The sequence below is a fragment of the Kitasatospora sp. McL0602 genome (assembly GCF_052076145.1).
Lineage (GTDB): Bacteria > Actinomycetota > Actinomycetes > Streptomycetales > Streptomycetaceae > Kitasatospora.
This window is the reverse complement of record NZ_CP197246.1, coordinates 2,849,562-2,875,245: the sequence shown is the minus strand read 5'-3', so window position 1 is coordinate 2,875,245 and position 25,684 is coordinate 2,849,562. Positions and strand designations below refer to the sequence as shown.

21 protein-coding genes are annotated in these 25,684 nt (G+C 73.0%); 16 read left to right on the top strand and 5 right to left on the bottom strand.

What is annotated here, in order from left to right; genetic code table 11:
- Positions 1-3: 3 nt before the first annotated feature.
- The 3 genes from ACR68M_RS12960 to ACR68M_RS12950 all read right to left on the bottom strand — a co-directional run bounded on the left by ACR68M_RS12960 (position 4) and on the right by ACR68M_RS12950 (position 2,856).
- The gene (locus tag ACR68M_RS12960) at positions 4-375 is read right to left on the bottom strand and encodes a DUF3052 domain-containing protein (RefSeq protein WP_441251598.1); all 372 of its coding nucleotides are present in this window, start codon (positions 373-375) and stop codon (positions 4-6) included.
- Positions 376-637: 262 nt separating this feature from the next.
- The gene (locus ACR68M_RS12955; protein ID WP_441250621.1) at positions 638-1,465 is read right to left on the bottom strand and encodes a peptidase; all 828 of its coding nucleotides are present in this window, start codon (positions 1,463-1,465) and stop codon (positions 638-640) included.
- Between the two features lie 2 nt (positions 1,466-1,467).
- Positions 1,468-2,856, bottom strand: a complete 1,389-nt coding sequence (locus tag ACR68M_RS12950; protein ID WP_441250620.1) for a VWA domain-containing protein — start codon at positions 2,854-2,856, stop codon at positions 1,468-1,470.
- 228 nt (positions 2,857-3,084) lie between these two features.
- Here ACR68M_RS12950 and ACR68M_RS12945 point away from each other — a divergent pair, with 228 nt between their 5' ends.
- The 10 genes from ACR68M_RS12945 to ACR68M_RS12900 all read left to right on the top strand — a co-directional run bounded on the left by ACR68M_RS12945 (position 3,085) and on the right by ACR68M_RS12900 (position 15,952).
- Entirely contained in the window at positions 3,085-3,918 is an 834-nt protein-coding gene (locus ACR68M_RS12945) for an ABC transporter ATP-binding protein (RefSeq protein ID WP_441250619.1), read from the top strand.
- A complete protein-coding gene (locus ACR68M_RS12940) occupies positions 3,915-4,586 on the top strand; it encodes an ABC transporter (protein ID WP_441250618.1) in 672 nt (223 codons plus the stop codon). The genes ACR68M_RS12945 and ACR68M_RS12940 overlap by 4 nt, the downstream gene beginning before the upstream one ends.
- Before the next feature lie 100 nt (positions 4,587-4,686).
- Complete coding sequence (locus tag ACR68M_RS12935) at positions 4,687-5,187, top strand: DUF1269 domain-containing protein (RefSeq protein WP_441250617.1); 501 nt, start codon at positions 4,687-4,689, stop codon at positions 5,185-5,187.
- 74 nt (positions 5,188-5,261) lie between these two features.
- Positions 5,262-6,620 (top strand): FtsW/RodA/SpoVE family cell cycle protein, encoded by a 1,359-nt coding sequence (locus ACR68M_RS12930; RefSeq protein WP_441250616.1) that lies wholly within the window; start codon positions 5,262-5,264, stop codon positions 6,618-6,620.
- A 92-nt stretch (positions 6,621-6,712) separates the two neighbouring features.
- Entirely contained in the window at positions 6,713-8,140 is a 1,428-nt protein-coding gene (locus ACR68M_RS12925) for a peptidoglycan D,D-transpeptidase FtsI family protein (protein ID WP_441251597.1), read from the top strand.
- 118 nt (positions 8,141-8,258) lie between these two features.
- The gene (locus ACR68M_RS12920; protein WP_441250615.1) at positions 8,259-9,728 is read left to right on the top strand and encodes a DUF2079 domain-containing protein; all 1,470 of its coding nucleotides are present in this window, start codon (positions 8,259-8,261) and stop codon (positions 9,726-9,728) included.
- A gap of 149 nt (positions 9,729-9,877) precedes the next feature.
- Positions 9,878-11,491, top strand: a complete 1,614-nt coding sequence (locus ACR68M_RS12915) for a DUF2079 domain-containing protein (protein ID WP_441250614.1) — start codon at positions 9,878-9,880, stop codon at positions 11,489-11,491.
- A gap of 116 nt (positions 11,492-11,607) precedes the next feature.
- Positions 11,608-13,089: an amino acid permease gene (locus ACR68M_RS12910; RefSeq protein ID WP_441250613.1), complete on the top strand. Its 1,482-nt coding sequence runs from the start codon at positions 11,608-11,610 to the stop codon at positions 13,087-13,089.
- 59 nt (positions 13,090-13,148) lie between these two features.
- Positions 13,149-14,363: a hypothetical protein gene (locus ACR68M_RS12905; protein WP_441250612.1), complete on the top strand. Its 1,215-nt coding sequence runs from the start codon at positions 13,149-13,151 to the stop codon at positions 14,361-14,363.
- Positions 14,321-15,952, top strand: coding sequence for a N,N-dimethylformamidase beta subunit family domain-containing protein (locus ACR68M_RS12900; protein WP_441250611.1), 1,632 nt, complete (start codon positions 14,321-14,323; stop codon positions 15,950-15,952). Before ACR68M_RS12905 ends, ACR68M_RS12900 begins: the two co-directional genes overlap by 43 nt.
- Positions 15,953-16,056: 104 nt before the next feature.
- Here ACR68M_RS12900 and ACR68M_RS12895 read toward each other — a convergent pair whose 3' ends face one another.
- Both ACR68M_RS12895 and ACR68M_RS12890 read right to left on the bottom strand, forming a co-directional pair.
- Positions 16,057-17,730 carry a penicillin-binding transpeptidase domain-containing protein gene (locus ACR68M_RS12895; protein ID WP_441250610.1) on the bottom strand — a complete coding sequence of 558 codons (1,674 nt, stop codon included), beginning with the start codon at positions 17,728-17,730 and terminating at the stop codon, positions 16,057-16,059.
- Positions 17,731-17,863: 133 nt separating this feature from the next.
- The gene (locus ACR68M_RS12890) at positions 17,864-19,645 is read right to left on the bottom strand and encodes a dolichyl-phosphate-mannose--protein mannosyltransferase (protein ID WP_441250609.1); all 1,782 of its coding nucleotides are present in this window, start codon (positions 19,643-19,645) and stop codon (positions 17,864-17,866) included.
- Positions 19,646-19,765: 120 nt separating this feature from the next.
- Here ACR68M_RS12890 and rsmI point away from each other — a divergent pair, with 120 nt between their 5' ends.
- From rsmI to ACR68M_RS12860, 6 genes are all read left to right on the top strand, one after another.
- Positions 19,766-20,611 (top strand): 16S rRNA (cytidine(1402)-2'-O)-methyltransferase, encoded by an 846-nt coding sequence (gene rsmI / locus ACR68M_RS12885; protein ID WP_441250608.1) that lies wholly within the window; start codon positions 19,766-19,768, stop codon positions 20,609-20,611.
- A gap of 224 nt (positions 20,612-20,835) precedes the next feature.
- Positions 20,836-21,276, top strand: a complete 441-nt coding sequence (locus tag ACR68M_RS12880; RefSeq protein WP_441250607.1) for a hypothetical protein — start codon at positions 20,836-20,838, stop codon at positions 21,274-21,276.
- 63 nt (positions 21,277-21,339) lie between these two features.
- Positions 21,340-22,938 (top strand): methionine--tRNA ligase, encoded by a 1,599-nt coding sequence (metG, locus tag ACR68M_RS12875; RefSeq protein WP_441250606.1) that lies wholly within the window; start codon positions 21,340-21,342, stop codon positions 22,936-22,938.
- Entirely contained in the window at positions 22,938-23,816 is an 879-nt protein-coding gene (locus ACR68M_RS12870; RefSeq protein ID WP_441250605.1) for a TatD family hydrolase, read from the top strand. Before metG ends, ACR68M_RS12870 begins: the two co-directional genes overlap by 1 nt.
- Before the next feature lie 54 nt (positions 23,817-23,870).
- Positions 23,871-24,755, top strand: coding sequence for a 16S rRNA (adenine(1518)-N(6)/adenine(1519)-N(6))-dimethyltransferase RsmA (gene rsmA / locus ACR68M_RS12865; RefSeq protein ID WP_441250604.1), 885 nt, complete (start codon positions 23,871-23,873; stop codon positions 24,753-24,755).
- On the top strand, positions 24,752-25,678 hold the full coding sequence (locus ACR68M_RS12860; RefSeq protein ID WP_441250603.1) for a 4-(cytidine 5'-diphospho)-2-C-methyl-D-erythritol kinase: 927 nt from the start codon (positions 24,752-24,754) through the stop codon (positions 25,676-25,678). Before rsmA ends, ACR68M_RS12860 begins: the two co-directional genes overlap by 4 nt.
- The last annotated feature ends 6 nt before the right edge of the window (positions 25,679-25,684 follow it).

Here is a 25,684-nt window from a genome sequence, read left to right as displayed (position 1 = left end):
CCGTCAGCGCTTGGGGGCGACCATGCGGTGGCCGGCCCAGTTGGGCCCGACGCTGACGGACTTGGTCTGGGAGAGGCCGGCGGTCTGGGACGCCTCGCTGACCTCGCTGGGTTCGATGTACCCGTCGCGGCCGGACTTCGGGGTGAGCAGCCAGATCGTGCCGCCGTCCTCCAGCATGCCGATGGCGTCCACCAGGGCGTCCGTCAGGTCGCCGTCCTCGTCGCGGAACCAGAGCAGGACGGCGTCCGCGACATCGTCGTAGTCCTCGTCGACGAGGTCCTGGCCGATGATCTCCTCGACGCCTTCGCGGAGCTCGTGGTCCGTGTCGTCGTCGTAGCCGATCTCCTGCACGACCTGGCCGGGCTGGAACCCCATCCGTGCCGCCGGGTTGATCCGCTCGTCCTGCGAAGTCGACACCACAGCCTCCTCTTCTCTCCTGCTGCAAGGTTCGTCTGCGGGGAGGCCGGACGGCCGCCTCGACGCCGCCATCGAACCAGGATTCATCCGCAAGGGGTCGGGAATCGACAAATCGCCCCACGACGGGGCAAAAGTATGATCGGCGCCACTGCCGAATGGGGCCTGGGTACGCCGAAGGGCCCGGCTGCCGAGGCGGCCGGGCCCTTCGGGTGGCGGTCGGTCAGGAGTGCCGGACCGGCGGCCGGTAGCCCCGGGGGTGGCGGGTGAGGGTGTAGCCGCCCACGCCTGCGAGGGCGGCCAGGGCGGCGCCGCCGAGGGTCCAGAACCAGCGGGTGTTCCAACCGGAGAAGAGGTCGGAGTACCAGTGCGTCTCGGCGGCGACGGGCGCGGGTGCGGCCGGTGCGGCGGAGGCGGCCGGGGGCACCAGCGGTGCCTTGAGCTCGCCGCCCTCGGGCTGGGCGTCGTCGGCGCCGCCGGTGGCCGCTATGTGCAGCTCGACCTGCGCCGCGAGGCCGAGATCCTGCGGGTCGGCGTCGCCGAGCGAGAGGCGGACGTAGTAGGTACCCGGCAGCGGGTCGCCCGACCAGGGCTCGGCCCAGGAGCGGATCTGCCGCAGCGTGCAGCTCAGCCGCAGCGAGCCGGTGGCCGGCGCGGCGGTGACGCTCTGCGGGCCGGCCGTGCAGGACTGCCGCCGCCGCAGGCCGTCGAAGAGCTCCACCGACCAGGTCTGCGGCCCGTGCCGGTCGGCGGTGGGCGGCAGGCTGACGGTGAGCCGGACGGTGTCGGTCTGGCCCTCGGAGGCCGCGAAGGCCCAGTAGAGGTAGTCGCCGGTCGAGGCGGCGACCGTCGCGTCCTGGCCGGTGGCCAGCTGGGTCGCGGTCAGGAAGGACGTGCCGGCGGTGGTGACGGGCGCGCTGGTGCTGACGGGCGCGCTGGTGCTGACGGGGGTGGGTGAGGCGGCCACGGCGGCCGGAGCCAGCACGGGCAGCGCGGCGAGGGCGAGCAGGCCCGCTCCGACGAACGACTTACGCCTGATCAATTCACGCATGGTCAGTTCTCCCGCCAGACAGCGATCCGCCAGCGTGCCAGCCAGCCGAAGATCAGACCGGTCAGCAGACCGGCACCGGTGAGCACCAGCAGCAGCACCCAGCCACGCCCGAGCCCGGCGGCCGGGCCGTCGGGGGCGGGGGAGGCGGCGGCCACGTCCACCGTCAGTTCCAGCGGCAGGCCGGGGTCGGCCAGGGTGCCGGGCTGCGGGGCGAAGGCGTTGCTGACGATCAGGCAGACGGTGCCGGCGCCGGTGGCGGTACCCGTGGTGGCACCGGCCGAGGGCGTCGGGCTCGTCGAGGCGGAGGAGGAAGCGGAGGAGGAAGCGGAGGAGGAGGTGCCCGGGGCGGACCAGCGCACGCCGGTCGAGGCGACGTCGGTGCGGCCGCTGCCCGCGTCCGTGCCGCGCACCAGCTCCTGGCCGGACAGGTCGGTGGCCTGGAGCAGCACGCCGTAGTCGCGCGCGACGGCACGGTCCAGCGAGACGCTGACGGCGGCCCGCAGCTCCTGGCCGGGCCTGACCGGCACCCGGTAGGCGCGGTGCTCGGAGAACTTCTCCCGGTCGCTGTAGACGCCGGGTGCGAGCAGCGGCGCGCCCTCGCACCTGTCGGCGCCGGTGGTCTTCACCGGGGTCGTCCGGTACGTCGTCCCGGCGCGGTCTACGAGCTGCTTGACCTTGCCGGTCAGCTGGTCCTGGGTGCGGACGTCGGTGTAGGTGCCGCCGGTCGCGTTGGCGATGCAGAGCAGCTGCTGACGGGTCTTGTCGTCGTGCGCCAGGCCGAGGGTGTCGACCACCAGGTGGGTGCCCTGGGCGGCGAGTTCGCGGGCGACCTCGCACGGGTCCGGCGGGGCGCAGGAGTCCTCGCCGTCCGTTATCAGCACCACCCGGCGGGTGGTCTGGCCGGTGCCGAGGTCCTGGGCGGCGCCGCGCAGGGCGAGGCCGATCGGGGTCCAGCCGGTCGGGCGGAGGGTGGCGACGGCGGTCTTGGCCTCCAGCTTGTCCGTCTTCCCGACCGGGAAGAGCACCTTGGTGTCCTGGCAGCCCTGGGCCTTGTCGTTGCCCGGGTACGTCGCGCCGAGGGTCCGGATGCCGAACTGGGTCTCGGACGGCATCGCGTCGATCACGTCGTTGATCGACTGCTGGGCGACGGAGATCCGGCTCTTGCCCTGGATGTCGGTGGCCCGCATCGAGCCGCTGACATCCAGGATGAGGTCGACGCGAGGTGCTTCGGTGCCGGTCGCGGCGGCCGAGGCGGTGGGCTGAGGGGTCGTCGGTTCGTCGGCGAAGGCCGGGAGGCCGCTGAGCAGTGCCCCGGCGGCTATCGCGAGGGCAGCCAGCAGCCCCAGCGGCCGGGCCTGCCATCGTCGTTGGAAGATCGTCACGGCCCGCATCCTAGGGACCGTCAGTTGCCGAAGACCAATCGCGTTCACGCTGCTCACATGCGCCGCGAACTACGCTCCGCAGCAGGCTCCGCCGGTCAGCCATGCACGGAGCAGGGGCGCGGGGAACTGCGCGAAGTCGGAAGCAACCGTGCCGCACCTTCCGCCTCGCGCAGTTCCTCGCGCCCCTGGGCAGTTGCATGGCTGACGGGCGGAGCCTCCGGGCGGAAGGGGGCAGCTGTGGAGCTGAGCGGGGTCGGGAAGCGGTACGGCCGGTCCGGGCCGTGGGTGCTGCGGGGGGTCGGGCTGGCGGTCGGGGCGGGCGAGCTGGTCCGGATCGCGGGGGTCAACGGCAGTGGCAAGTCGACGCTGCTGAAGCTGGTCGGCGGGCTGGAGCCGCCGAGTGCCGGGCGGGTGGAGGTGCGCGGCCGGAAGGCGTACGTGCCGGAGCGCTTCCCGCCCGCGCTGCCGTTCGACCCGGCGACGTACCTGCGCCACCTCGGGCGGGTGCACGGTCTCGACGCCGCCGAGGCCGGCCGCCGGGCCGGGTACTGGCTGGAGCGGTTCGGCATCGCGGACCGCTCCGGCACTCCGCTGAGCCGGCTCTCCAAGGGGACGTGCCAGAAGGCCGCCGTCGCGCAGGCGCTGCTCGCCGAGCCGGACGTGCTGCTGCTGGACGAGGCGTGGACGGGCCTCGACCAGGCCGCCCGCACCCTGCTGGACGAGGCCGCCGCCGAACGCGCGGCCAAGGGCGGCCGGGTGCTCTTCGTCGACCACGACCCGCAGCGGCTCGCGGGCCTGGCGACGGCGGCGTACGCGGTGCACGAGGGTGCCCTGCGCCGGGTCGAGGCGGAAGCGTCGGTGGCCGCGTCGTCAGGCCGGGTGGGCCCGGTGGTCCGGATCGAGGTCGCCGGCCCGCTCCCGGACGGGCTCCCCGGTGCCCCCGCCCGGACGGCGCTGGCAGGCGGCGTGACCCTGCTGGAGGTCGGGGCCGAGCACTCCGACGCGCTGCTGCGGCGCCTCCTCGCGGGGCCCGTCCACATCCGTTCCGTGCAGGAGGAGGAGACCCGGTGACCGCGCTGGTCCGCTATCAGCTGGAGCTGCTGCTGCGCTCCTCGCGCTGGCTGCCGCCCTTCCTGACGTACGCGCTGCTGATGGTGGTCGGATTCAACGCCGGGGAGTCGCTGCTCGGTGCGTACGGCTTCAGCACGGCGGTGCTGCTGCCGGTGACGGCCTGGTACGTGCGCTGCACGGCGACCGGCGAGACTGCTGCCTCGCGGGCCTGCCTGGCGGCGGCGGTCGGGCCGCCCAGGGCGCACCTCGCGGCGCTGCTCGCCGCGCTCGCCGTCGGGCTGACGCTGGGGGTGGGCGGGTTCCTGGTGGTCTGGGCGCTCGGCGGGCGGACGACCGTCCCGCCCGCCCCGGAGGCGCCGCTCGGGGCGGTGCTGCTGGCGGGGCTGCTCGGCACGGTGGTGTGCACGCTGCTGGGCCTGGCCGTCGGGGCGCTCTGCACCCGGCCGGTGCTGCTGCGCCCGCAGTACGGCATCCCGTTGAGCCTGGCGGCGGCGCTGCTCGTGCTGGTGGTGCCGGGCTCGCCCGCGAACGCGGTCGTCAGCTCGCTGATCACCGCCTCGCACACGGGGAGGGTGCAGCAGCCGGTGCTCGCCCTGGCCGGGGCGGCGGCGCTGGCGGGCCTGGTCGCCCGGGGCGCGTCACGCTTCGCCGGGCGGCGGACCGAGTAGGGCCGAATCGGACACACCGGCATCAACAGCAATAAATATGGCTAATTCTCGCTAGGGTGCAGGGGTACGGAACGCCTGACGCAGCGGAAGGACCACACCCGTGAGCAACCTGTTCGCGATCGCCTACCCCGATCTCGCCACCGCCCAGCAGGTCCGGGCCGAGGCGACGAGCCTGCAGAAGCAGAAGCTGATCGAGCTGGAGGACGCCGTCGTCGTCGAGCGGCGGCAGGACGGCAGGATCAAGCTGCACCAGGCCGTCAGCACCACGGGTGCGGGCGCGGCCTCGGGTGCGCTCTGGGGCGGCGTGATCGGGCTGCTCTTCTTCATGCCGTTCCTCGGTGCGGCGGTCGGCGGTGCGACGGGCGCGGCCGTGGGTGCCTCCACCGACATCGGGGTGGACGACAACTTCATGCGGGAGGTCGGCGAGCACCTCCAGCCGGGCACCGCCGCCGTCTTCCTGCTGGTCCGCAAGGCGACGGCCGACAAGGTCGTCCCCGCGCTGGCCCGGTACGGCGGCCGGATCATCCAGACCTCCCTGAGCGCCGAGGCCGAGGCCGAGCTGAAGGCCACCGTCCAGGCCGCCCAGACCGTCGGCGTCTAGGCACGCCACGCAGCCGCCCGGCCCCAGGGGGCTGGCCGGCGCACGTTCCCGTCCCGACGTACCGACAGGAAGCCGTGGCCTCACCATCCGCCGCCGCGCGGGCCGCCGCACCGGGCCGACAGCCCGTCAGGAGCCGTCGTAACACCGAGCTGGCCCTGACCCTCGGTGCGGTGGTCGTCGCCGTCTTCGGGTACATCGAGGTCGGCGTCAACATCGACGGCAGGGTGCCCTCCGGCGCCGCCGGGTACGGCGCCGCGCTCGGGGTGCTGGCGCTGCTCGCCCACGGGGTGGTCCGCTGGCGGGCCCGGTACGCGGACCCGCTGCTGCTGCCGATCGCCGTGCTGCTCAACGGCATCGGCCTGGTCGTCATCTACCGACTGGACCGGGCGACCCCCAAGAGCGAGGCCGCGCCGACGCAGCTGCTCTGGTCGACCCTCGGGGTGGCGCTCTTCATCGCCGTCGTGGTGCTGCTGCGCGACCACAAGATCCTCCAGCGGTACGCCTACATCGGCGCCCTGGCCGCGCTCGTCCTGCTGGTGCTGCCGATCTTCTTCCCGCCCGTCTACGGCTCGCGGATCTGGATCACCATCGGCCCGCTCTCCTTCCAGCCCGGCGAGTTCGCCAAGATCCTGCTGGCGATCTTCTTCGCCGCCTACCTGGCCGTCCACCGCGACGCGCTCGCCCTGACGGGCCGTAAGGTCTGGCGGTTCCAGTTCCCACGGGGCCGGGTGCTGGGGCCGGTGCTGCTGATCTGGGCGGCCTTCGTCGGGGTGCTGGTGCTGGAGACCGACCTCGGCACCTCGCTGCTCTTCTTCGGGCTCTTCGTCGTGATGCTGTACGTCGCGACGGCGCGCAGCGGCTGGATCGCCATCGGCCTGCTGCTGGCCGCCGTCGGGGCGGTGACGGTCGGTTGGCTCTCGCCGCATGTGCACAGCCGCGTCACCGACTGGCTCGACCCGCTCGGTTCGATCGCGGCGGGCCAGGGCGCCAACCAGATCGCGCAGTCGCTGTTCGCCTTCGCCTGGGGCGGCGTGCTCGGCGCGGGCCTGGGGCTCGGTCATTCGATCCTGATCGGCTTCGCGGCGAAGTCCGACTTCATCCTGGCGACGATCGGCGAGGAGCTCGGCCTGGTCGGCCTGGTGTCGATCCTGCTGCTGTACGCGCTGCTGGTCTCGCGCGGCTTCCGTACCGGCATCGCCCTGCGGGACCCGTTCGGGCGGCTGCTGGCGATCGGGCTGGCGGCGATCGTGGGCCTCCAGGTGTTCGTGGTCGCTGGCGGGGTGCTCGACCTCATCCCGCTGACCGGGATGACGCTGCCGTTCATCGCTCAGGGCGGCTCCTCGGTGGTGACGAACTGGATCATCGTCGCGCTGCTGATCCGGATGAGCGACGCCGCCCGCCGCCCGCTGCCCGCACCCGTCGAAGAGGTCTGATGTTGCGCCGCAACCGCCCGAACAGCTCGGGAGGCGGGCCGCAGGGCCTGCCGGGGATCTCCACCACCGGCCGCCGGGCCGGCACCTTCTGCATGCTGCTGATCGTGGCGCTGGCCGTGCAGGCGACCCGCGTCCAGGTCTTCCGGTCGGACTCGCTGAATCACAACTCCGCCAACCAGCGGCTCACCATCGTGCGGTACGACCAGCCGCGCGGAAACATCCTGGTCGGCGCCGAGCCCGTCACCGGCTCGACCCCGACGGGCGGGCGCTACGACTACAAGCGCACCTACACCGACGGCGCGCAGTACGCCGCCGTGACGGGGTACTCCTCGCAGACGTACGGCAACACCCAGATCGAAGGGGTGGAGGACGACCTGCTCTCGGGCATCGACACCCGCCTGGCGAGCTGGGCGGTCTGGGACAGCATCGCCCGCAAGCAGAACCCCGGCGGCGACGTCCGCACCACCATCGACAAGGCCGCCCAGCAGGCCGCGATGCGCGGCCTCGGCAACCAGAAGGGGGCAGTCGCCGCGATCGAACCGGCCACCGGACGCATCCTGGCGCTGGCCAGCACCCCGACGTACGACCCCGGGTCCTTCGCCGGCTCCGCCACCGCCGACCAGGACGCCTGGAACAGGCTCCAGGCCGACACGAACCAGCCGATGCTCAACCGCGCGCTGCGCCAGATCTACCCGCCCGGCTCGACCTTCAAGGTCGTCACGGCGGCGGCGGCGCTGGCCGACGGCGTGGTGACGGACATCGACGCGGGCACCGGCGCCCCGTACCCGTACGTCCTGCCGGGCACCGCGACCGAGCTGGTCAACGACACCTCCGCCTGCGACCAGCCGAACCAGACCCTCGACCAGGCGATGGTCAACTCCTGCAACAGCGTGATGGGTTACCTCGGCGTGCAGGTCGGGCTCGACAGGATGGTCTCGATGGCGCAGAACTTCGGCTTCAACGACGCCAAGCTGGACATCCCGGTGCGGGCCGCGCGCAGCAACTTCGACACGAAGATGAACCAGTCGCAGGTCGCGCTCTCCTCGATCGGCCAGTACGACACGGCGGCGACGCCGCTGGTGATGGCGATGGTCGCGGCGGGAGTGGCCAACAACGGCACGGTGATGAGTCCACAGCTTGTGGACAAGCTGACCAAGGGCGACGGCAGCACCGTCCAGGTCATGCAGCCCGCCACCTACCGGCAGGCGATGAGCCCGGCTGTCGCCGCGAAGGTCCGGCAGCTGATGACCGACGTGGTCGAGAACGGCACCGGCCGCAGCGCCCGGATCAGCGGCGCGACCGTCGGCGGCAAGACCGGCACCGCCCAGCACGGCGTCGACAACTCCGGCATCCCCTACGCCTGGTTCATCTCCTGGGCCAAGCCGGCCGGCTCCGACAAGACCCCGCCCGTCGCCGTCGCCGTGGTCATCGCCGACAGCGGCGCCACCGACGTCACCGGCGGCGGGCTGGCGGCGCCGATCGCCAAGTCCGTCATGCAGGCGATCCTGAACAAGGGCTGACGGGGCGCCCGTCGCCCCCGGGGGGCACGGCTGTTGAGTGAACGTCTGGCATCATCGGACGGATCTGCGAAGCACGCGCACCAGTTCGCGTGCCGCAGGACTTCCGGGGGGAACAGGCGTGAGCACTCTGACGACGGCCGCACAGGCCGCCGCACAGGCCACCGAGCAGGCCACCGAGCAGGTCGAGACGGCGGCCGCGCCGCCCACCGCGTCGCCGCGAAGACTGCGGTACCTCCCCTGGGCGCTGGCGCTGGTCTTCTTCGCGGCCTACACCCTGCTCTCCTTCCGCCGCCACGACCAGGCCCTCACCACCGGCTTCGACCTCGGCATCTTCGAGCAGGCCGTGCGCGGCTACGCCGAGGGCCACGCGCCGATCGTCGCCCTCAAGGCCGACGGCTTCAACCAGCTCGGCGACCACTTCTCCCCGGCGCTTGCCCTGCTGGCCCCGCTCTACTGGGTCTGGCCGGGCGCAAAGGCCCTGCTGCTCGGGCAGGCCGCGCTGCTCGCCCTCGCCGTCCACCCGCTGACCGGCTGGGCGCAGCGGCGGCTCGGCCCGGTGGCGGCCGTGGTGGTCGGGGCCGGGTACGGCGCGTCCTGGGGCATCGCCTCGGCGGTCGGCTTCGACTTCCACGAGATCTGCTTCGCCGTGCCGCTGGTCGCGTACGCGGTGGTCGCGCTGGGGGAGGGGCGCTGGCGGCACGCCGTCGCCTGGGCCGCGCCGCTGGTGCTGGTCAAGGAGGACCTCGGCGTCACCGTCGCCGCCGTCGGCTGTTACGTCGCCTGGCGCGGCGCCCGGCGGCTCGGCCTGGCGACGGCCGTGTTCGGGCTGGCCGCCACCGCGCTGGAGATGCTCGTCCTGCTGCCCGCGATGAACCCCGGCGGCAGTTTCGCCTACTGGGGGCAGATGACGGACGGCGGTGCGGCGGCCTCCGGCGGGCACAGCCTGCTCTCGCTGCCGCTGGACCTGATAACCCCGGCCGACAAGGCCCGCACCCTGATCCTGCTGCTCGCCCCGACGGCGATGCTCGCCGTCCGCTCCCCGCTGATGCTGATCGCCGTCCCGACCCTCGGCTGGCGGCTGATCTCCAGCAACCCCAACTACTGGGGCACGTACTACCACTACAGCGCCGTGCTGATGCCGATCGTCTTCGCCTGCTTCGTCGAGGTGCTCTCCCGGCCGGGCGCACGGGCGCTCTCCCGCCGGGCGGTTCAGGGGTCGCTCGCCGTGAGCCTCGCGGTGACGGCCCTGCTGGTGCCGACGTACCCGCTCGGGCAGCTCGGCACCGGCGTGGTCTGGGGCCACCCCGCTAGGGCCGCGGCGGTGCACCGGCTGCTCGCCGACATCCCGTCCGGCGCCCGGGTCGCCGCCTCCAATCGGCTCGTCCCGCAGCTGACGGAGCGCTGCACCGTCATCCTGTTCGACCGCCCCGAGCGCTGGAACACCGCCGAGTGGCTCGCCGTCGACGAGGGCAGCCCGATGGGCTGGCCGCTCACCCCGGCCGAGGAGCTCCGCCAGCTCTCGCTCGCCAAGGACGACGGCTACCACGTCGTCCGCTCCGAGGACGGCGTCACGCTGCTGCGCCGCTGAGGCCGCGCCCGGCGCGGCGCCAGCCTGTGACCGCCTTGTGACGGCAGGGGTGACGCCCGTCACGGAGGGCCGAGAGGGCCTCGCGTAGCGTGGGTGGCTTGGCTCGGGCCGTCCGGCTCGGGCTGTCAGACCCGGGGGGACCGACCGTCATGCCCACGTCCAGGGGAGCGACAACCGAAGCGGCGCCGAAGGCCGCACCGGCAGCCACCCCGCCCGCCGCCCCACCGGGGCGGGCCCGGCAGCGGACCCTCCTGCTGATGCTGCTCTGCGCCGCCGTCAGCTTCGCCCTCGGCCTCCAGCAGTGGACGGCCGTCCAGATCGGCGGCTTCGACCTCTCGATATTCGACCAGGGCGTGCGGGGCTACGCGCACTTCGGCCTGCCGATCTCCGAGGTCAAGAGCTACCACCACGAGTTCCCGCCCGGGTTCTCGCTGCTGGGCGACCACTTCTCCCCGGTCCTGGCGCTGCTCGCCCCGCTCTACTGGCTGTGGAACGACCCCCGCACCCTGATGCTCGGCCAGGCCCTGCTCTTCGCGGCGGGCGTCCCGCTCGCTCGCCGGATCGCCCTGCGCTGCTTCGACCGGAGCGGCCCCCTGACGGCCCGCCGGGCCGCCGACCTGACCGGCCTGGTGTACGCGCTGGGCTGGCCGCTGCTCACCGCCGCCAAGGGCGGCTTCCACGAGGTCGCGTTCGCCGTCCCGCTGACACTGCTGATGTTCGAACGGGGGATGGCCCGCCGTTACGGCACCATGGCCCTCGCCGCGCTGCTGCTCTGCTGCACGAAGGAGGACCTCGGCCTGCTGGTAGGCGCGTACGGGCTCGTCCTGGTGCTGCGCAGCCGCCGCAGCCGTGACGGCCGGGGCCTCGGGTACGGCGCCGGCCTGCTGGTCGGCGGGCCGGTCGCGGCGGGGGCCGCGATCGCCTGGCTGATACCCGCGATGGGCGGGCAGCCCGGCTACTACTGGAACTACGGCTCGCTGGGCCCGGACGCGGGCTCGGCGCTGCACAACGTCCTCGCCGATCCGTCGCTGCTGCTGGCGTCGGCGTTCAGCACCCCGGTCAAGCCGCTGCTGGTGCTCTGGCTCTTCGGCACGCTGCTCCTGCTGCCGCTGCGCTCCGCGACCACGCTCTGCGCCCTGCCGCTGCTGACCGAGCGCATCCTCTCCGACAACCCCAACCACTGGCCGATCGCGCACCACTACGACGCCTTCCTCTGGCCGGTGCTGCTCACCGCGACGCTGGAGGTGCTCGGCCGGCTGCACGCCCGGCCGCGCGGTCGCCGCACAGTCCAGGTGCTGGGCCTGACGGTGGCGGCCTGCTCGCTGGTCGCTGCGGTGCCGCTGGGGATCGGCGGTCTGCTGCTGCCGACCAGCTGGCAGCCGAAGACCAGCGGCGCGGCGATGGTCCGGGCGGCCGAGCAGATACCCGACGGCGCGACGGTCGAGGCGGACAACCAGGTCGTGCCCCGCCTGACCGGCCGTACCGACGCCGTCCTGGTGGACGGCACCCCGCGCGGGCGGGAGTACGTGCTGATCCGCCCGGCCGTCCGGACCTTCCCGTTCCAGTCCGCCCAGCAGCAGGCCGACCGGGTCCGGCTGCTGCTGGCCAACGGCTACCGGCAGATCTGGGCAGAGGACGGCGTGGTGCTGCTGCACCGGGTCGGCGACGCGCCCGTCCCCGGTGCCCACGCACCGGGGCCGGACAGCAAGCCGGTGCAGGACGTCGTCCCGAAGGACGTCGGCCGCAACCTCTTCACCGGCTGACCTTCGCAGGCCGAACAGGCTGAATCCGCCGGTCACCGGTTGCGCGACCGGTGCATTCGCGGGGTATTGTCCCATTTCGCCCGGTTGACACCTCCCCGCCTGGAAAGAACACCGCGTTGACTACCCCCACGCCCCTCGGGGCGCGCCTGCTCCGCCGGAAGCCGATCGAGAGCCTGATCGCCGAGAGCGGCTCGCCCGAGGCCCTGCCCGCCGGGGCGCCGGAGGAGGGCGGCCGGTCCGGCATCCACCTCCGCCGTTCGATCGGGCTCTGGCAGCTCTCCTCGATCGGCATCGGCGCGACCGTCGGCACCGGCATCTTCTTCGTGCTGAGCAGCGCCGTCCCCGAGGCCGGCCCGGCGGTGATCCTCTCCTTCGTGATCGCCGCCGTCACGGCCGGGCTGACGGCCCTCTGCTACGCCGAGATGGCCTCCGCCATCCCGGTCTCCGGCTCCTCGTACTCGTACGCCTACGCGACGCTCGGCGAGGGCGTGGCGTTCGGCGTCGGGGTCTGCCTGCTGCTGGAGTACGGCGTCTCCGCCTCCGCGATCGCGGTCAGCTGGGGGCAGTACCTGAACAAGTTCTTCGACCTGGCCTTCGGCTTCACCATCCCGGACTGGATGGCCGCGCCGCCCGGTGACGGCGGGTACTTCAACCTGCCCGCCGTGGTGCTGGTCGCGATGGTGGTCTTCCTGCTGATCCGCGGCGTCAGCGAGTCGGCCAAGGTCAACGCGACCATGGTGGCCATCAAGATCGTCATCCTGGTGCTGTTCGTGGCGATCGGCCTGACCGGCTTCCACTCCGGCAACCTCAGCCCGTTCATGCCGCTCGGCATCGGCGGGGTGCAGGTCGCCGCGTCCAGCATCTTCTTCTCGTTCATCGGCCTGGACGCCGTCTCCACCGCCGGCGAGGAGGTCAAGAACCCCCGCCGCACCCTGCCGTTGGCGATCATCATCTCGCTGGTCGTGGTCACCCTGCTGTACGTCGCCGTCGCGATCACCGCGATCGGCGCCCAGCCCTGGCAGCACTTCGACGGCCAGGAGGCCGGGCTCGCCCAGATCCTCCAGGACATCACCGGCCAGAGCTGGCCCGCCATGATGTTCGCGCTCGGCGCGATCATCTCGATCTTCAGCGTCACCCTCGTGGTGATCTACGGCCAGACCCGCATCCTGTACTCGATGGGCCGCGACGGCATGCTGCCGAAGAAGTTCGCCGAGCTCTCCCCGCGCACCGGCACCCCGGTCTGGAACACCCTGGTGGTCGGCGTCGCCGTCGCCACCCTCGCGGCGTTCGTACCGCTCGACGTCCTCACCGACCTGACCTCGCTGGGCACCCTCGTCGCCTTCTCGGTCGTCGCGGTCGGCGTGCTCGTCCTGCGCCGCACCCAGCCCGACCTGCCGCGCGGCTTCAAGGTCCCCGGCTACCCCGTCACGCCGCTGCTCAGCGTCGGCTTCTGCGCCTACCTGATCTACGGCCTGCACCCGCTGACGTTCCTCTTCTTCGGGATCGCCCTGGTGCTCGCCGCCGCCGTCTACTTCGGCTACGGCATCCGCCACTCGAAGCTCAACCAGCCGAAGCCCGAGCTGACGCCGTCCCGTTAGCCCCCAAGGGGCGGGCGGGCCTCCCACCGATCGGGCCCACCCGCTCCTACGCTGCACCCATGGTGACCGTACGGTTCCCCGACGTGACCGGCCGTGGGGTCCAGGCCGTCGGCTGCGGGCTCGCGGCCTGCTGGGCCGCCGTCTTCCCGCTCGCCGCCGCCGGGCCGAACCAGACCGTCTGGGGTGCGCTCGCCGCCCCCTCGTACGCGCTGGCGGGGCTGCTCCGGCTCACCCTGCCCCGGCGGGCCGCCGCCCCGGCCGCTGCGGCCGTCGCCCTGATCGGCGCGGTGCTCGCCCCGCTGGTGCTGCTCTCCGTGCAGGAGCGCCGCCAGTCCGAGGTGATGGTGGTCGAGCGCTCCGCCGACCTGCTGGTGCACACCGGCGTGCCGTACCTGGCGCACCCCGTGCTGGCCAGCGACTACAACCCGTACCTGCCGATGATGACGCTCTTCGGCCTGCCCCGGGCCTGGCTCGGCAACGTCGGCGCGGCCCACCTGCTGGCCGGGGACGCCCGGGTCTGGTTCGCGCTGGTCTTCCTGGGCTGCCTGCTCGCCTGCGGCCGCCTGCTCGGCGGGCGGCGCAGCCTCCTCCCGCTGGCCGCGCTCACCGCCTCGCCGCTGATCGCGCTGCCGCTCGCCGTCGGCGGCGTCGACCTCCCGCTGATCGGGCTGCTCGCCCTCGCACCGGCGCTCGCCGCCCGGGGCCGCAGCGTCCCCGCCGGTCTGGTCCTCGCGCTCGCCTGCACCCTCAAGTGGACGGCCTGGCCGGCCCTCCCCGTCCTCGCCCTGCTGCTGCACCGCCGGTACGGCCCGCGCCGGGCCGCCCTCGGCGTCGCCACCACCCTGCTCGCCTCGCTCGCCGTCCTGCTGCCGCTCGCCCTGACCCACGCCCGGGTGCTCGGCGAGCAGGCCGTGCGCTTCCCGCTCGGCCTCACCACCGTGCCCACCCCGGCGGGCAGCCCGCTGCCCGGCAAGCTGCTCGCCGACCTCGGCCCGACCGGGCACGCCGTCTCGCTCGGCCTCCTCGTCCTCGCCGCCCTGGCCGTCACCCTCCGCACGCTCACTCACCCCCCGGCCACCGCCGTCGCCGCCGCCGACCGCCTCGCCTTCGGCCTGACCCTGGCCTTCCTGCTGGCCCCGGCAGGCCGGTTCGGCTACCTCGCGCTGCCGGCCGTCCTGGTGCTCTGGCCGCGCGCGGCGAGCGGGTCGGAGGCCGACAGTCACGTGGAACGATGGGACCGGCAGACGATCAGCGGGGAGAAGGGCGCAGCGTGAGCGGCGGACGACAGGGCACCAACCGGCGGCGTTTTCTCGGCCTGGCCGTCGGCACGGCGGCGGCCGCAGGCCTGACCGCGTGCGGCGGCCCGGGGGACGACGTGAAGGCGAGCCTGTCCACCAGGGCGGGGAGCAGCAGCGACACCCCGGCGCCCACCGGCACCGGCACCGGCGCTGCCGCCACCGTGCAGGGCGAGAACGCCAAGGCCGGCAACGCCGACTGGCAGGTCACCAAGGCGGGCCCGGCCCAGGCCATCGAGGGTTTCGCCGACCGGGTGAGCGTCCTTCCGGGTGAACCGTTCGGCCTGCACGTCTCCACCACGGCCCCCGGCTTCACCGTCTCGGCGTACCGGATGGGCTGGTACGGCGGCGCCCGCGCCCGCCTGGTCTGGAAGTCGGACCGGATCGCGGGGAAGAAGCAGCCCACGTTCAGCGTCGACCAGAAGACCCGGACGGTCCGCACCGACTGGCAGCGGAGCACCACCGTCACGACCACCGACTGGCCCGAGGGCTGCTACCTGCTGCGGCTGGACACCGACAACGGCACCGGCCAGCGCTTCGTCCCGGTCACCGTCCGCTCCCGCTCCGCCGAGGGCCGGACGGTGGTCGTCAACGCGGTGGCGACCTGGCAGGCGTACAACGAGTGGGGCGGCTACAACCTCTACAACGGCCCGACCGGCGGCCTCCCGACGCGCTCGCTCCAGGTCACCTTCGACCGCCCGTACAAGTACGACGACGGCGCCGGGCTCTTCCTGGTGTACGAGGCGCCGCTGATCGCCCTCGCCGAGCGGCTCGGCATCCCCCTCGCGTACACCACGGGCGTGGACGTCGCGGCCGACCCGGCGGCGCTGCACGGCGCCGTGGCGGTGCTCTCGCTCGGCCACGACGAGTACTGGTCGCCCGAGCAGCGGCAGCACATCACGGCGGCCCGGGACGCGGGCACCAACATCGCGATCCTCGGCGCGAACTGCTGCTTCCGCCGGGTCCGGTTCGAGCCCACGCCGCTCGGCCCGGACCGCATGGTGGTCTGCTACAAGGCCGCCTACAAGGACGACCCGGGGTTCAAGGCGGGCAAGCCCGCCACCACCGACTTCCGCTCCGCCCCGGGGGCCGACCCGGAGAGCTCACTGCTGGGGGTCATCTACGACGGGTACCCGGTGGACGCGCCGTACGTCGTCACCAACCCCGGCCACTGGCTCCTCCAGGGCACCGGAGCCAAGCAGGGCGACAGCTTCCCGCACCTGGTCGGCGTCGAGTACGACCGGGTGAACACCGGCTTCCCGACGCCGCATCCGATCGAGATCCTGGCCCACTCCCCGGTGGTCTGCGAGGGCCGCCACAGCTTCGCCGACACCGCGTACTACTCGGCGCCCAGCGGCGCCGGGGTCTTCGCCAGCGGCACCATGCGGTGGGTCGAGGCCCTCGACGCCCAGGGCCCCGGCGGCGGAGGCGACCACGGCATGGACGCCCACGCCGGCGCCTTCACCCAGAAGGTCACCGAGAACCTCCTCCGCACCTTCGCCGCCGGCCCCACCGGCAAGTCCCACCCGGCCACGGACAACGTCCCGGCCGTCTACGCCAAGCACTGACGAGCCTCCAGGGGCGCGGGGAACTGCGCGAAATCGGAAGGTACGGCGCCGTCTCTCCCGTTTCGCGCAGTTCCCCGCGCCCCTGGAGGCTCGTCAGTTGCGTCTTACCGGTTGCCGACCGACAGCACCTCTGCCGCCGCAGGCCCTGCGGCAGCTGCGCCGTGCCCGCCGCCCTCGACCGTCGCGGCCACCGCGAGGTTGCCGCTGAAGGAGGTGAACCAACTGTTGTCGGTGGCCTGGTTGTTGACCTGCGCGGTGCCGGTCTTGGCGCCCGTGCCGCTCGGCAGGCCGGGGACGTTGGCGGCGGTGCCGCCGGTGACGACCAGCCGCATCATCGACCGCAGGGCGTCGAGGGTGCCCGGCGAGAGCTGACGGTCGGCGGGCTGCTGCTCGGCGCCCGCGGTGAGGGTCGGCTGGTGGAAGGTGCCGTTCTGGACGGTCGCCGCGACGGAGGCCATGCTCAGGGCGTTCATCGTGATGGTGCCCTGCCCGATGAACTCGGCGGCCCGCTGGTTCGGCGTGGTCGGGGCCGGCACCTTCGGGGGCGCGAGCTTCAGGCCGGTCTTCCAGACCGGGCCGAGACCGAAGACCTGCTTCGCCGTGTCCGCCAGCTCGGTGCCCTTGAGGGTGCTCAGGCCCTGCTGGATGAAGGCGGTGTTGCAGGACTGCGCGAAGTCCTGCAGGAAGGTGTACTCGGGGTGCGGCTCGGCGAAGTCGTTCTTGTAGTGCTGCCCGGAGACGGTGAAGTCGGCCGGGCAGGCCATCGTGGCGTCCGGCTTCACGCCTGCTTCGAGCAGGGCGGCGGCGGTGATCACCTTCATGGTCGAGCCGGGGGCGAGCGCGCTGAGGAAGGCCCAGTTGTAGCTCGCCGGGTTGTTGGCGATCGCCAGGATGCCGCCGGTGCTGGGCTCGATCGCGACGATCCCGGTGTGCCCGGCCTGCTTCTTCACCGCGTCCTCGGCGGCGCGCTGGAGGTTGACGTCCAGGGTCAGCTTGAGCGAGGCGGCCGGCTTGGGGTCGGTGATGGCGAAGAGCTGCTCGGCGGGCTTGGCGCCGGAGTCGTCCGTGATCACCACGCCCTGCCCGGCGTCGCTGGGGTTGGCGGCCGCCTGGCTCTTGAAGTTGGCCAGCAGCGGGTCGAGCGAGGCGTACCCCTTGAGCGACTTGCCGTTGCGGTCCAGCACCGTGCCGGGCTGCGCGAAGATCGGCTTCACGGTGATGGTCTCGCCGCTGTCCAGGTGCGGGTGGATGACGCTGGGCGCCCAGTGCACGGCCGCCGTGCCGTCGCTCATCTTCACCACGCCGAGCAGGCCGTCGTACGTCCAGGCGTTGGCGGTGGCCGCGAACTCCGCCTTGGCCTTGAAGCCGAGCAGCACCTGCCCGGCGGGGGCCGGAGCCGCCGACGCGCTGCTGGACGCGGTGGCCGTCGGGGACGGGCTCGTCGTCGGGGCCGCACCGGGCGTGAGCGTCAGGGCGCTCGGCTTGACGTTGTTCTGGAAGGCGGTGAGCGCGGTGAGCGCCGCCTCGGGCTTGTCGGTGAGCGCGGAGGCGCCTGCCAGATCGCCCTTGGCCCAGGCGTCCAGGAAGGCCTTCTCGCCGGCCGCCGCCAGATCGGCGCCGGGCGGCTCGGCGACGACCGTCCGCTCCTTCGGCGCGTCGGCGGTCTTGGTGCTGCTGCCGGTGTCGACGAAGCTGTAGACGCCGTACCCGGCGACGGCCAGCATGCCGGTACAGACCGCCGCCACGCCGATCTTCATGCCCTTGTGCATCGTGTCCATCCCCCGTGAGTCCCTGCGAGAAGTGCTCCGGACACCCTAGGCAGGCTCCGTGGGCATACCCACGATCCGATGCCCGGTTGTCACCGTACTGGTACGTAATGCGGCCCGGCCCGCGCGCTCTCCGTCAGCTCCGTCAGATCCAGCTGGTGAACCACATCCTCGCCCGCCAGGCGTCCATCGGGATCGTCTGCCCGGTGTACAGCGGGTAGAAGTACAGGAAGTTCCACATGATCGCCAGGACGATGACCCCGGCGGCCGTGGCGCCGATCACCCGCCGGTCGCGCGAGGCCCGAGCAGGCCCGATCAGCGCCCCGAGCAGCATCGTCACGGCGAGCACCAGGAACGGCACGAAGGCCACCGCGTAGAACAGGAAGATCGTCCGCTGCTGGTACTCGAACCACGGCAGGTACCCGGCGGCCAGCCCGCACAGGATCGCCCCGGCCCGCCAGTCGCGCCGCAGCGCCCAGCGGTAGAGGCAGTACGCGATCGCGACGATCCCGGTCCACCAGAGCAGCGGCGTGCCGATCGCCAGCACCTCGCGGGCGCACTCGGCGACCTGGCAGCCGCTCTGCCCGAGCTTGGGCGACTCGTAGAAGTACGAGACGGGCCGGCCCAGCACCAGCCAGCTCCACGGGTTGGACTGGTAGGTGTGCGGGCTGGTCAGGTGGGTGTGGAAGTCGTACATCGTCGAGTGGTAGTGCCAGAGGCTGCGCAGCGCGTCCGGCACCCAGGTCAGGTCGACCTGGAAGGGCATCTTCACGCCCAGCACGTGGTCGGGCGAGAGCCCGGCGCGGTGCAGGGCCCAGTCGCGGCCGTAGCCGCCCTGGTTCGGCGTGGTGCTGCTGAGGAACCAGCCGGTCCAGCTCGCGACGTACACCGAGGCGGAGACCAGCAGCAGCACGGGCCCGGCGAAGAGCGCGTCCCAGATGCCGAACAGCCACCAGCGGCGGGCCCCGGCGAGCCGGCGGGCGCTCGCGTCCCAGCAGACGCCGAGCAGCCAGAAGGCGACCAGGGCGTACATGCCGCTCCACTTGGTCGCGCCCATCAGCCCGATCGCCACGGCGGCGGCCAGCCGGTACGGGCGCCACCCGAGGAACCACCACTCGCCGCCGGGCTCGGTCTCCAGCCGCCGGGCGATCAGCGCCCGCGTCCGGTCGCGGTCCAGCAGCAGCAGGCCGAAGGCGGCCAGGAACCAGAACATCACCACCAGGTCGAGCAGTGCGGCCCGGCTCATCACGAAGTGCAGCCCGTCCACCGAGAGCAGCAGCCCCGCGACGCAGCCGAGCAGCGTGGAGCGGAACAGCCGCCGCCCGATCCGGGCGATCATCAGGATCGACAGCGTCCCGAGCACCGCGACGGCGAACCGCCAGCCGACGGGGTTCATCCCGAACAGGTACTCGCCCGCCCCGATCAGCCACTTCCCGACCGGCGGGTGCACGATGTACGACGGATCGATCCGGAAGGGCACCGCCTCGCCCGAGAGGATCTTGGTGTTGGCGTCCTCCGGCCAGTTGGTCTCGTAGCCGGCGTGCCAGAGCGAGTACGCGTCCTTGGCGTAGTACGTCTCGTCGAAGATGATCGCGTGCGGCTGCCCGAGGTTGGCGAACCGCAGCAGCCCGCCGAAGAGCGCCACCGCGAGCGGCCCCAGCCACCCCGACCACCGCACCAACCAGACCACCAGCCCGTACGGCAGCCCCGGCACCACCCGCGCGCCCACGGCCATCGGCGGCACCAGCACCTCGCCCGCCGCCGCCCGCCCGGCCTCCCGGTAGCCGAACCGTTCCAGCCCACGCCGCCAGAGGGGCCCGCCCGGCGCGGGCACTTCGCCCACGCTCAGCAGATCCACCCCACCCCGCTCGGAATGGTCTACGCCACCAGGCGTCTCAGTTCCCAGGTCGCCGCTCACCCGCCACATCGTAGGGGCGCCCCGTGAGCAGGCAATGGGCTGCTCCGAAGCTGCCCGGTTCGTCACCAATCTCCGCCCCCGCCGGGCGCGCGGGGAACGGGCGCCCCGCGGGCTGGGAGGATGGGGTCTGTGACAGGTGTACTGGTACTCGCAGGGACTCCCATCGGCGACGTCTCGGACGCTCCGCCCCGGTTGCTGACCGAGCTGGGCTCGGCGGACGTGATCGCGGCGGAGGACACGCGGCGGTTGCGCCGTCTCACGCAGGCGTTGGGGGTGACTCCGACCGGGCGGGTGGTGTCGTACTTCGAGGGCAACGAGGTCGGGCGGACGCCGGAGCTGGTCGAGGCGCTGCTGGGCGGCGCCCGGGTGCTGCTGGTGACGGATGCCGGGATGCCGTCCGTGTCGGACCCGGGGTACCGGCTGGTGGACGCGGCCGTCGCGGCCGGGGTGAAGGTCACCGCGGTACCCGGGCCCTCCGCGGTGCTGACGGCGCTGGCGCTCTCCGGCCTGCCGGTCGACCGGTTCACCTTCGAGGGCTTCCTGCCGCGCAAGACCGGCGACCGGGCCCGGCAGCTGGCCGAGGTCGCCGCCGAGCCCCGCACCATGGTCTTCTTCGAGGCCCCGCACCGGATCGCCGAGGCGCTCACCGCGATGGCCGAGGCCTTCGGCCCGGACCGCCCGGCCGCCGTCTGCCGCGAGCTGACCAAGACGTACGAGGAGGTCAAGCGCGGCCCGCTGGCCGAGCTGGCCGCCTGGGCCGCCGACGGTGTCCGGGGCGAGATCACGGTGGTCGTGGCTGGCGCCCCGCCCGCCGCACCGGACGAGTTCACCCCGGCGGAGCTGGCCCGTCGGGTCGCCGTCCGGGAGGACGCGGGGGAGCACCGTAAGGAGGCCATCGCCGCCGTCGCGCTGGAGCTCGGGCTGCCCAAGCGGGACGTCTTCGCCGCCGTCGTGGCGGCCAAGACCAACCGCTGACCGACTGCCGATCAAGAGGGTGCCGCAGGCTCCGCCCGGTCGTACCTTGGTAGGGAGCACTCCGTAAACGCCGCCTGGGCGAAGCTTTGGCCCGGCTTTCCTACAGGCATCTCCAATTCGACCCCAAGTCTTGGCAAGCCGGGTGGCGGAGTGCGCGACCTGGGCATTCCCTGGATTGGAAGACCCGAGCCGGACGAACGTCCGGAGGGCGCTGGGAGACGGCTATGAGCGAGACCATCGGTAGCCCTCTGAGTGGCAACGCGGTACAGCCCGTCAGTGGCGTCGGCCTGACCACCCGGCCGCACACCCCCGTCGAGACCGTCCGGGAGGCGTACTCCTTCGCCTGCCTGAGCTGCGGCTACGGCTGGGAGCAGGCGTACGACATCGAGCACCACAAGGCCCGCGACGGCCGCGTGCTGATCGAGTACCACGCGAACGGCGTCAGGGTGCCGTCGCCGCTGCTCAAGCCGACCTGTCCGGGCTGTGGCGGGCACACCGTCCGGATCATGCGGGAGGGCCGGGTCGCCACGGCCGAGAGCTCCCTGCACACCGCGCCCGGCTACCCCTCGCACGCCGAACCCGCCGACCCGACCCCGCCGCCGAGCCGCAGCCACGCCGCACCGCGCCGCCGCTGGTACTCCTTCCTGTTCCGCAATTCCGCCTGACGGCCGGGCCACCGGGCGCCCCTCGGTCCGTGCCCGGCCGCCCGGCTGGCTAGGATTTCCGGTATGGCGGCCACAACGGATCAGCGCGCGTACTACGTCACCACCCCGATCTACTACGTGAACGACCGGCCGCACCTCGGCCACGCGTACACGACCGTCGCGGGGGACGTGCTGACCCGTTGGCACCGCCAGCGCGGCGAGAAGGTCTGGTACCTGACCGGTACCGACGAGCACGGGCAGAAGATCATGCGGACGGCCGACGCGCACGGCGTCACCCCGCAGGAGTGGTGCGACAAGCTGGTCGAGGACGCCTGGAAGCCGCTCTGGCAGCACCTGAACATCGCCAACGACGACTTCATCCGGACGACCGAGCAGCGGCACACCGACCGCGTGCAGGAGTTCGTCCAGGACCTGCACGACAAGGGCGAGATCTACCAGGGCAGGTACGAGGGCCCGTACTGCGTCGGCTGCGAGGAGTACAAGCTCCCCGCCGAGCTGCTGCCGGGCGCCTCCGACGGGGAGAAGCTCTGCCCGGTCCACAAGCGGCCGGTCGAGTGGCTGGAGGAGGAGAACTACTTCTTCCGGCTCTCCGCGTACGGGCCGAAGCTGCTGGAGTTCTACGCCGCGAACCCGGACTTCATCGCGCCCGCCTCCGCGCGCAACGAGGTGCTGCGCTTCGTCGAGCAGGGCCTACAGGACCTCTCGATCTCGCGGTCGACCTTCGACTGGGGCGTGCCGCTGCCCTGGGACGAGAAGCACGTGCTGTACGTCTGGGTCGACGCGCTGCAGAACTACCTCACCGCCGCCGGGTACGGCGCCGACCCGGAGCGCTTCGCCGAGCTCTGGCCGGCCGCCGTGCACCTGGTCGGCAAGGACATCCTGCGCTTCCATGCGGTGATCTGGCCCGCGATGCTGATGGCCGCCGGGCTGCCGCTGCCGAAGCGGGTCGTCGCCAACGGCTGGCTGATGGTCGGCGGCGAGAAGATGTCGAAGTCCAACCTGACCGGTGTCGCCCCGCAGGACCTGACCTCGCACTTCGGCGTGGACGCCTACCGCTACTACTTCCTGCGGGCCATCCCGTTCGGCACCGACGGCTCGTTCTCCTGGGAGGACTTCACCGCCCGGTACACCTCCGAGCTGGCCAACGACTTCGGCAACCTCGCCTCCCGGCTCGCCGCGATGGTCGGCAAGTACTTCGACGGCACGCTGCCCGCGGCCACCGACCACGGTCCCGCCGAGCAGGCCGTCGCCGACGGGCTGGCCGTGGCGGTGGCGACCGCCGACCGGAAGATCGGCGAGGAGCTGGACTTCGCGGGCGGCCTCGCGGCGGTCTTCGACTTCGTGAAGCAGGTCAACGGCTACCTCACCGAGCAGGAGCCCTGGAAGGTCGCCAAGGACGGGTCGGCGACCGGGCAGGCCCGGCTGGCGACCGTCCTCTACACCGCCGCCGAGGCGCTGCGGGCCACCGCCGTGCTGCTCAACCCGGTGATGCCGGTCTCCGCCGCCAAGCTCTGGGAGTCGCTCGGCGCCACCGCCTCGCTCGGCGAGCTGTCGGCGCAGACCATCGCCACCACCGCCGACTGGGGCCGCCTCCCGGCCGGGACCACCGTCACCAAGGGGGAGATCCTCTTCCCCCGTCTGGAAGAGAAGCCGAGCGTCTGATGGCCAGCAAGGACACCAAGGACACCACCGCCCCGCCGCTGCCCGCCCCGCTGGCGGTGCCGGTCGCGGACTCGCACACCCACCTGGACATGCAGTCCGGCACCCCCGCCGAGGGCCTCGCCAAGGCCGCCTCGGTCGGGGTCACCACCGTCGTCCAGGTCGGCTGCGACGTGCCCGGCTCCCGCTGGGCCGCCGAGTTGGCCGCCGAGTACGAGGCCGTCCACGCGGCCGTCGCGCTGCACCCCAACGAGGCGCCGCGGATCTTCCTCGGCGACCCCGACGGCTGGTCAGGGCAGCAGCGGCCCGCCGGGGGTGCGAAGGCGCTGGACGCAGCGCTTGCCGAGATGGACGCCCTGGCGGCGCTGCCGCAGGTCCGCGCCGTCGGCGAGACCGGGCTCGACTACTTCCGTACCGGCCCCGAGGGCGTGGACATCCAGAAGGAGTCCTTCCGCCGCCACATCGAGATCGCCAAGCGGCACGGCAAGGCCCTCGTCATCCACGACCGGGACGCCCACGAGGACGTCATCGCCGTCCTGCTGGCGGAGGGCGCCCCCGAGCGGACCGTCTTCCACTGCTACTCCGGCGACGCCGCCATGGCCCGCACCTGCGCCGAGCACGGCTGGTACCTCTCCTTCGCCGGCCCCGTCACCTTCAAGGCCAACCAACCCCTCCGGGACGCCCTGCTCGCCACCCCCCTCGACCGCGTCCTGGTCGAGACCGACGCCCCCTTCCTCACCCCCCACCCCTACCGGGGCCGCCCCAACGCCCCGTACCTCATCCCCGTGACGGTCCGCAGCATGGCCGCCACCCTCGGCCTCCACGAGGACGAACTCTCGACGGCGATCGCGGCCAACACGGCGCGGGCCTTCTCGTACTGACGCGTCAGCCCCCGGCGGCGACGTCCCAGTACGTGAGCCCCGTATCCTTGGCGGGTGAGCAGCACCGACCCCAGCACCCCTGACAGCCACCTCCTCGGCGCCTCGGACATCCGGGAACTCGCGGCGACGCTCGGCGTGAAGCCGACCAAGCAGCGTGGGCAGAACTTCGTGATCGACGGCAACACCGTGCGCCGGATCGTCCGGGCGGCCGAGGTGACGGCCGAGGACGCGGTGGTCGAGGTCGGCCCGGGGCTCGGGTCGCTGACCCTGGCGCTGCTGGACGTCGCCGCGCACGTCACGGCGGTGGAGATCGACCCGCTGCTGGCCCAGCACCTGCCGACCACCATCGGCGCCCGGCTGCCCGCGCGGGCGAAGGACTTCGACCTGGTGCTGAGCGACGCGATGGAGGTCACCCAGCTGCCGGGCCCGCCGCCCACCGCGCTCGTCGCCAACCTGCCGTACAACGTCGCCGTCCCGGTGCTGCTGCACATGCTGGCGACCTTCCCCAGCATCGAGCGCACGCTCGTCATGGTGCAGAGCGAGGTCGCCGACCGGCTCGCCGCCAAGCCGGGCAACAAGGTGTACGGCGTGCCGTCGGTCAAGGCCAACTGGTACGCCGACGTGAAGCGTGCCGGGGCGATCGGCCGGAACGTCTTCTGGCCCGCGCCGAACGTCGACTCCGGCCTGGTCTCGCTGATCCGCCGCGAGCAGCCGAGGACGACGGCCACCCGCCGCGAGGTCTTCGCCGTCGTCGACGCCGCCTTCGCCCAGCGCCGCAAGACGCTGCGCGCCGCGCTGGCCGGCTGGGCGGGCTCCCCGGCCGCCGCCGAGGAGGCGCTCGCGGGCGCCGGGATCGACCACAAGCTGCGCGGCGAGATGCTGACGGTCGAGCAGTTCGCGGCGATCGCCGAGCACAAGCCGAAGGCGCCCGTCCTGTGACGGTCACGGTACGGGTGCCCGCCAAGGTCAACGTCCAGCTCGGGGTCGGCGGTCTGCGGGCCGACGGCTTCCACGACCTGGCGAACGTCTTCTTCGCCGTCGCCCTCGGCGACGAGGTCACCGCCGGGCCCGGGACGGCCGGGGTGACGCTCAGCTGCGAGGGCCCCGACGCCGGCCAGGTGCCGCTGGACGACAGCAACCTCGCCGCCCGCGCGGCCCGGCTGCTCGCCGCCCACCACGGCCTCGCCGAGCCGGCCGTGCACCTGCACATCAGGAAGGCGATCCCGGTCGCGGGAGGCATGGCGGGCGGCAGCGCCGACGCCGCCGCCGCGCTGCTGGCCTGCGACGCCCTCTGGGGCCTCGACACCCCCGCCGCGACCCTGCACGACCTCGCGGCCGAACTCGGCTCGGACGTGCCCTTCGCGCTGCTCGGCGGCGTCGCCCTGGGCCGTGGCCGGGGCGAGCTGCTGGAGCCGCTGCCCGTCACCGGCAGCTACCACTGGGTCTTCGCCGTCGCCGACGGCGGGCTCTCCACCCCGGCCGTGTTCCGCGAGTGCGACCGCCTCCGCGAGGAGGCCGGGCTCGGCGCCACCGACACCGACATCCCCACCCCCGACGCCTCCCCGGCCCTCCTCGCCGCCCTCACCACCGGCGACCCGAAGGCCCTCGCCGAGACGCTCACCAACGACCTCCAGCCCGCCGCCCTCTCGCTGCGCCCCGCCCTCGCCGCGACCCTCGCCGCCGGCACGGCCGCCGGAGCCGTCGGCGCCCTGGTCTCCGGCTCCGGCCCGACCTGCGCCTTCCTCACCGACAGCGCCGAGGCCGCCGCCGCCCTGGCCGCCGCCCTCGAAGCCTCCGGCACCTGCCGCACGGCCCACCCGACGTACGGGCCCGTCCCGGGGGCCGCCGTCCTGCCTGGCTAGGCGCAC

Coding starts and splice junctions, on each gene's coding strand:
- ACR68M_RS12960 (WP_441251598.1), bottom strand. CDS start 375: ATGGGGTTCCAGCCCGGCCAGGTCGTGCAGGAGATCGGCTACGACGAC.
- ACR68M_RS12955 (WP_441250621.1), bottom strand. CDS start 1,465: ATGCGTGAATTGATCAGGCGTAAGTCGTTCGTCGGAGCGGGCCTGCTC.
- ACR68M_RS12950 (WP_441250620.1), bottom strand. CDS start 2,856: ATGCGGGCCGTGACGATCTTCCAACGACGATGGCAGGCCCGGCCGCTG.
- ACR68M_RS12925 (WP_441251597.1), top strand. CDS start 6,713: ATGCTGCTGATCGTGGCGCTGGCCGTGCAGGCGACCCGCGTCCAGGTC.
- ACR68M_RS12915 (WP_441250614.1), top strand. CDS start 9,878: ATGCCCACGTCCAGGGGAGCGACAACCGAAGCGGCGCCGAAGGCCGCA.
- ACR68M_RS12905 (WP_441250612.1), top strand. CDS start 13,149: ATGGTGACCGTACGGTTCCCCGACGTGACCGGCCGTGGGGTCCAGGCC.
- ACR68M_RS12900 (WP_441250611.1), top strand. CDS start 14,321: ATGGGACCGGCAGACGATCAGCGGGGAGAAGGGCGCAGCGTGAGCGGC.
- ACR68M_RS12895 (WP_441250610.1), bottom strand. CDS start 17,730: ATGGACACGATGCACAAGGGCATGAAGATCGGCGTGGCGGCGGTCTGT.
- ACR68M_RS12890 (WP_441250609.1), bottom strand. CDS start 19,645: ATGTGGCGGGTGAGCGGCGACCTGGGAACTGAGACGCCTGGTGGCGTA.
- ACR68M_RS12880 (WP_441250607.1), top strand. CDS start 20,836: ATGAGCGAGACCATCGGTAGCCCTCTGAGTGGCAACGCGGTACAGCCC.
- metG (WP_441250606.1), top strand. CDS start 21,340: ATGGCGGCCACAACGGATCAGCGCGCGTACTACGTCACCACCCCGATC.
- ACR68M_RS12870 (WP_441250605.1), top strand. CDS start 22,938: ATGGCCAGCAAGGACACCAAGGACACCACCGCCCCGCCGCTGCCCGCC.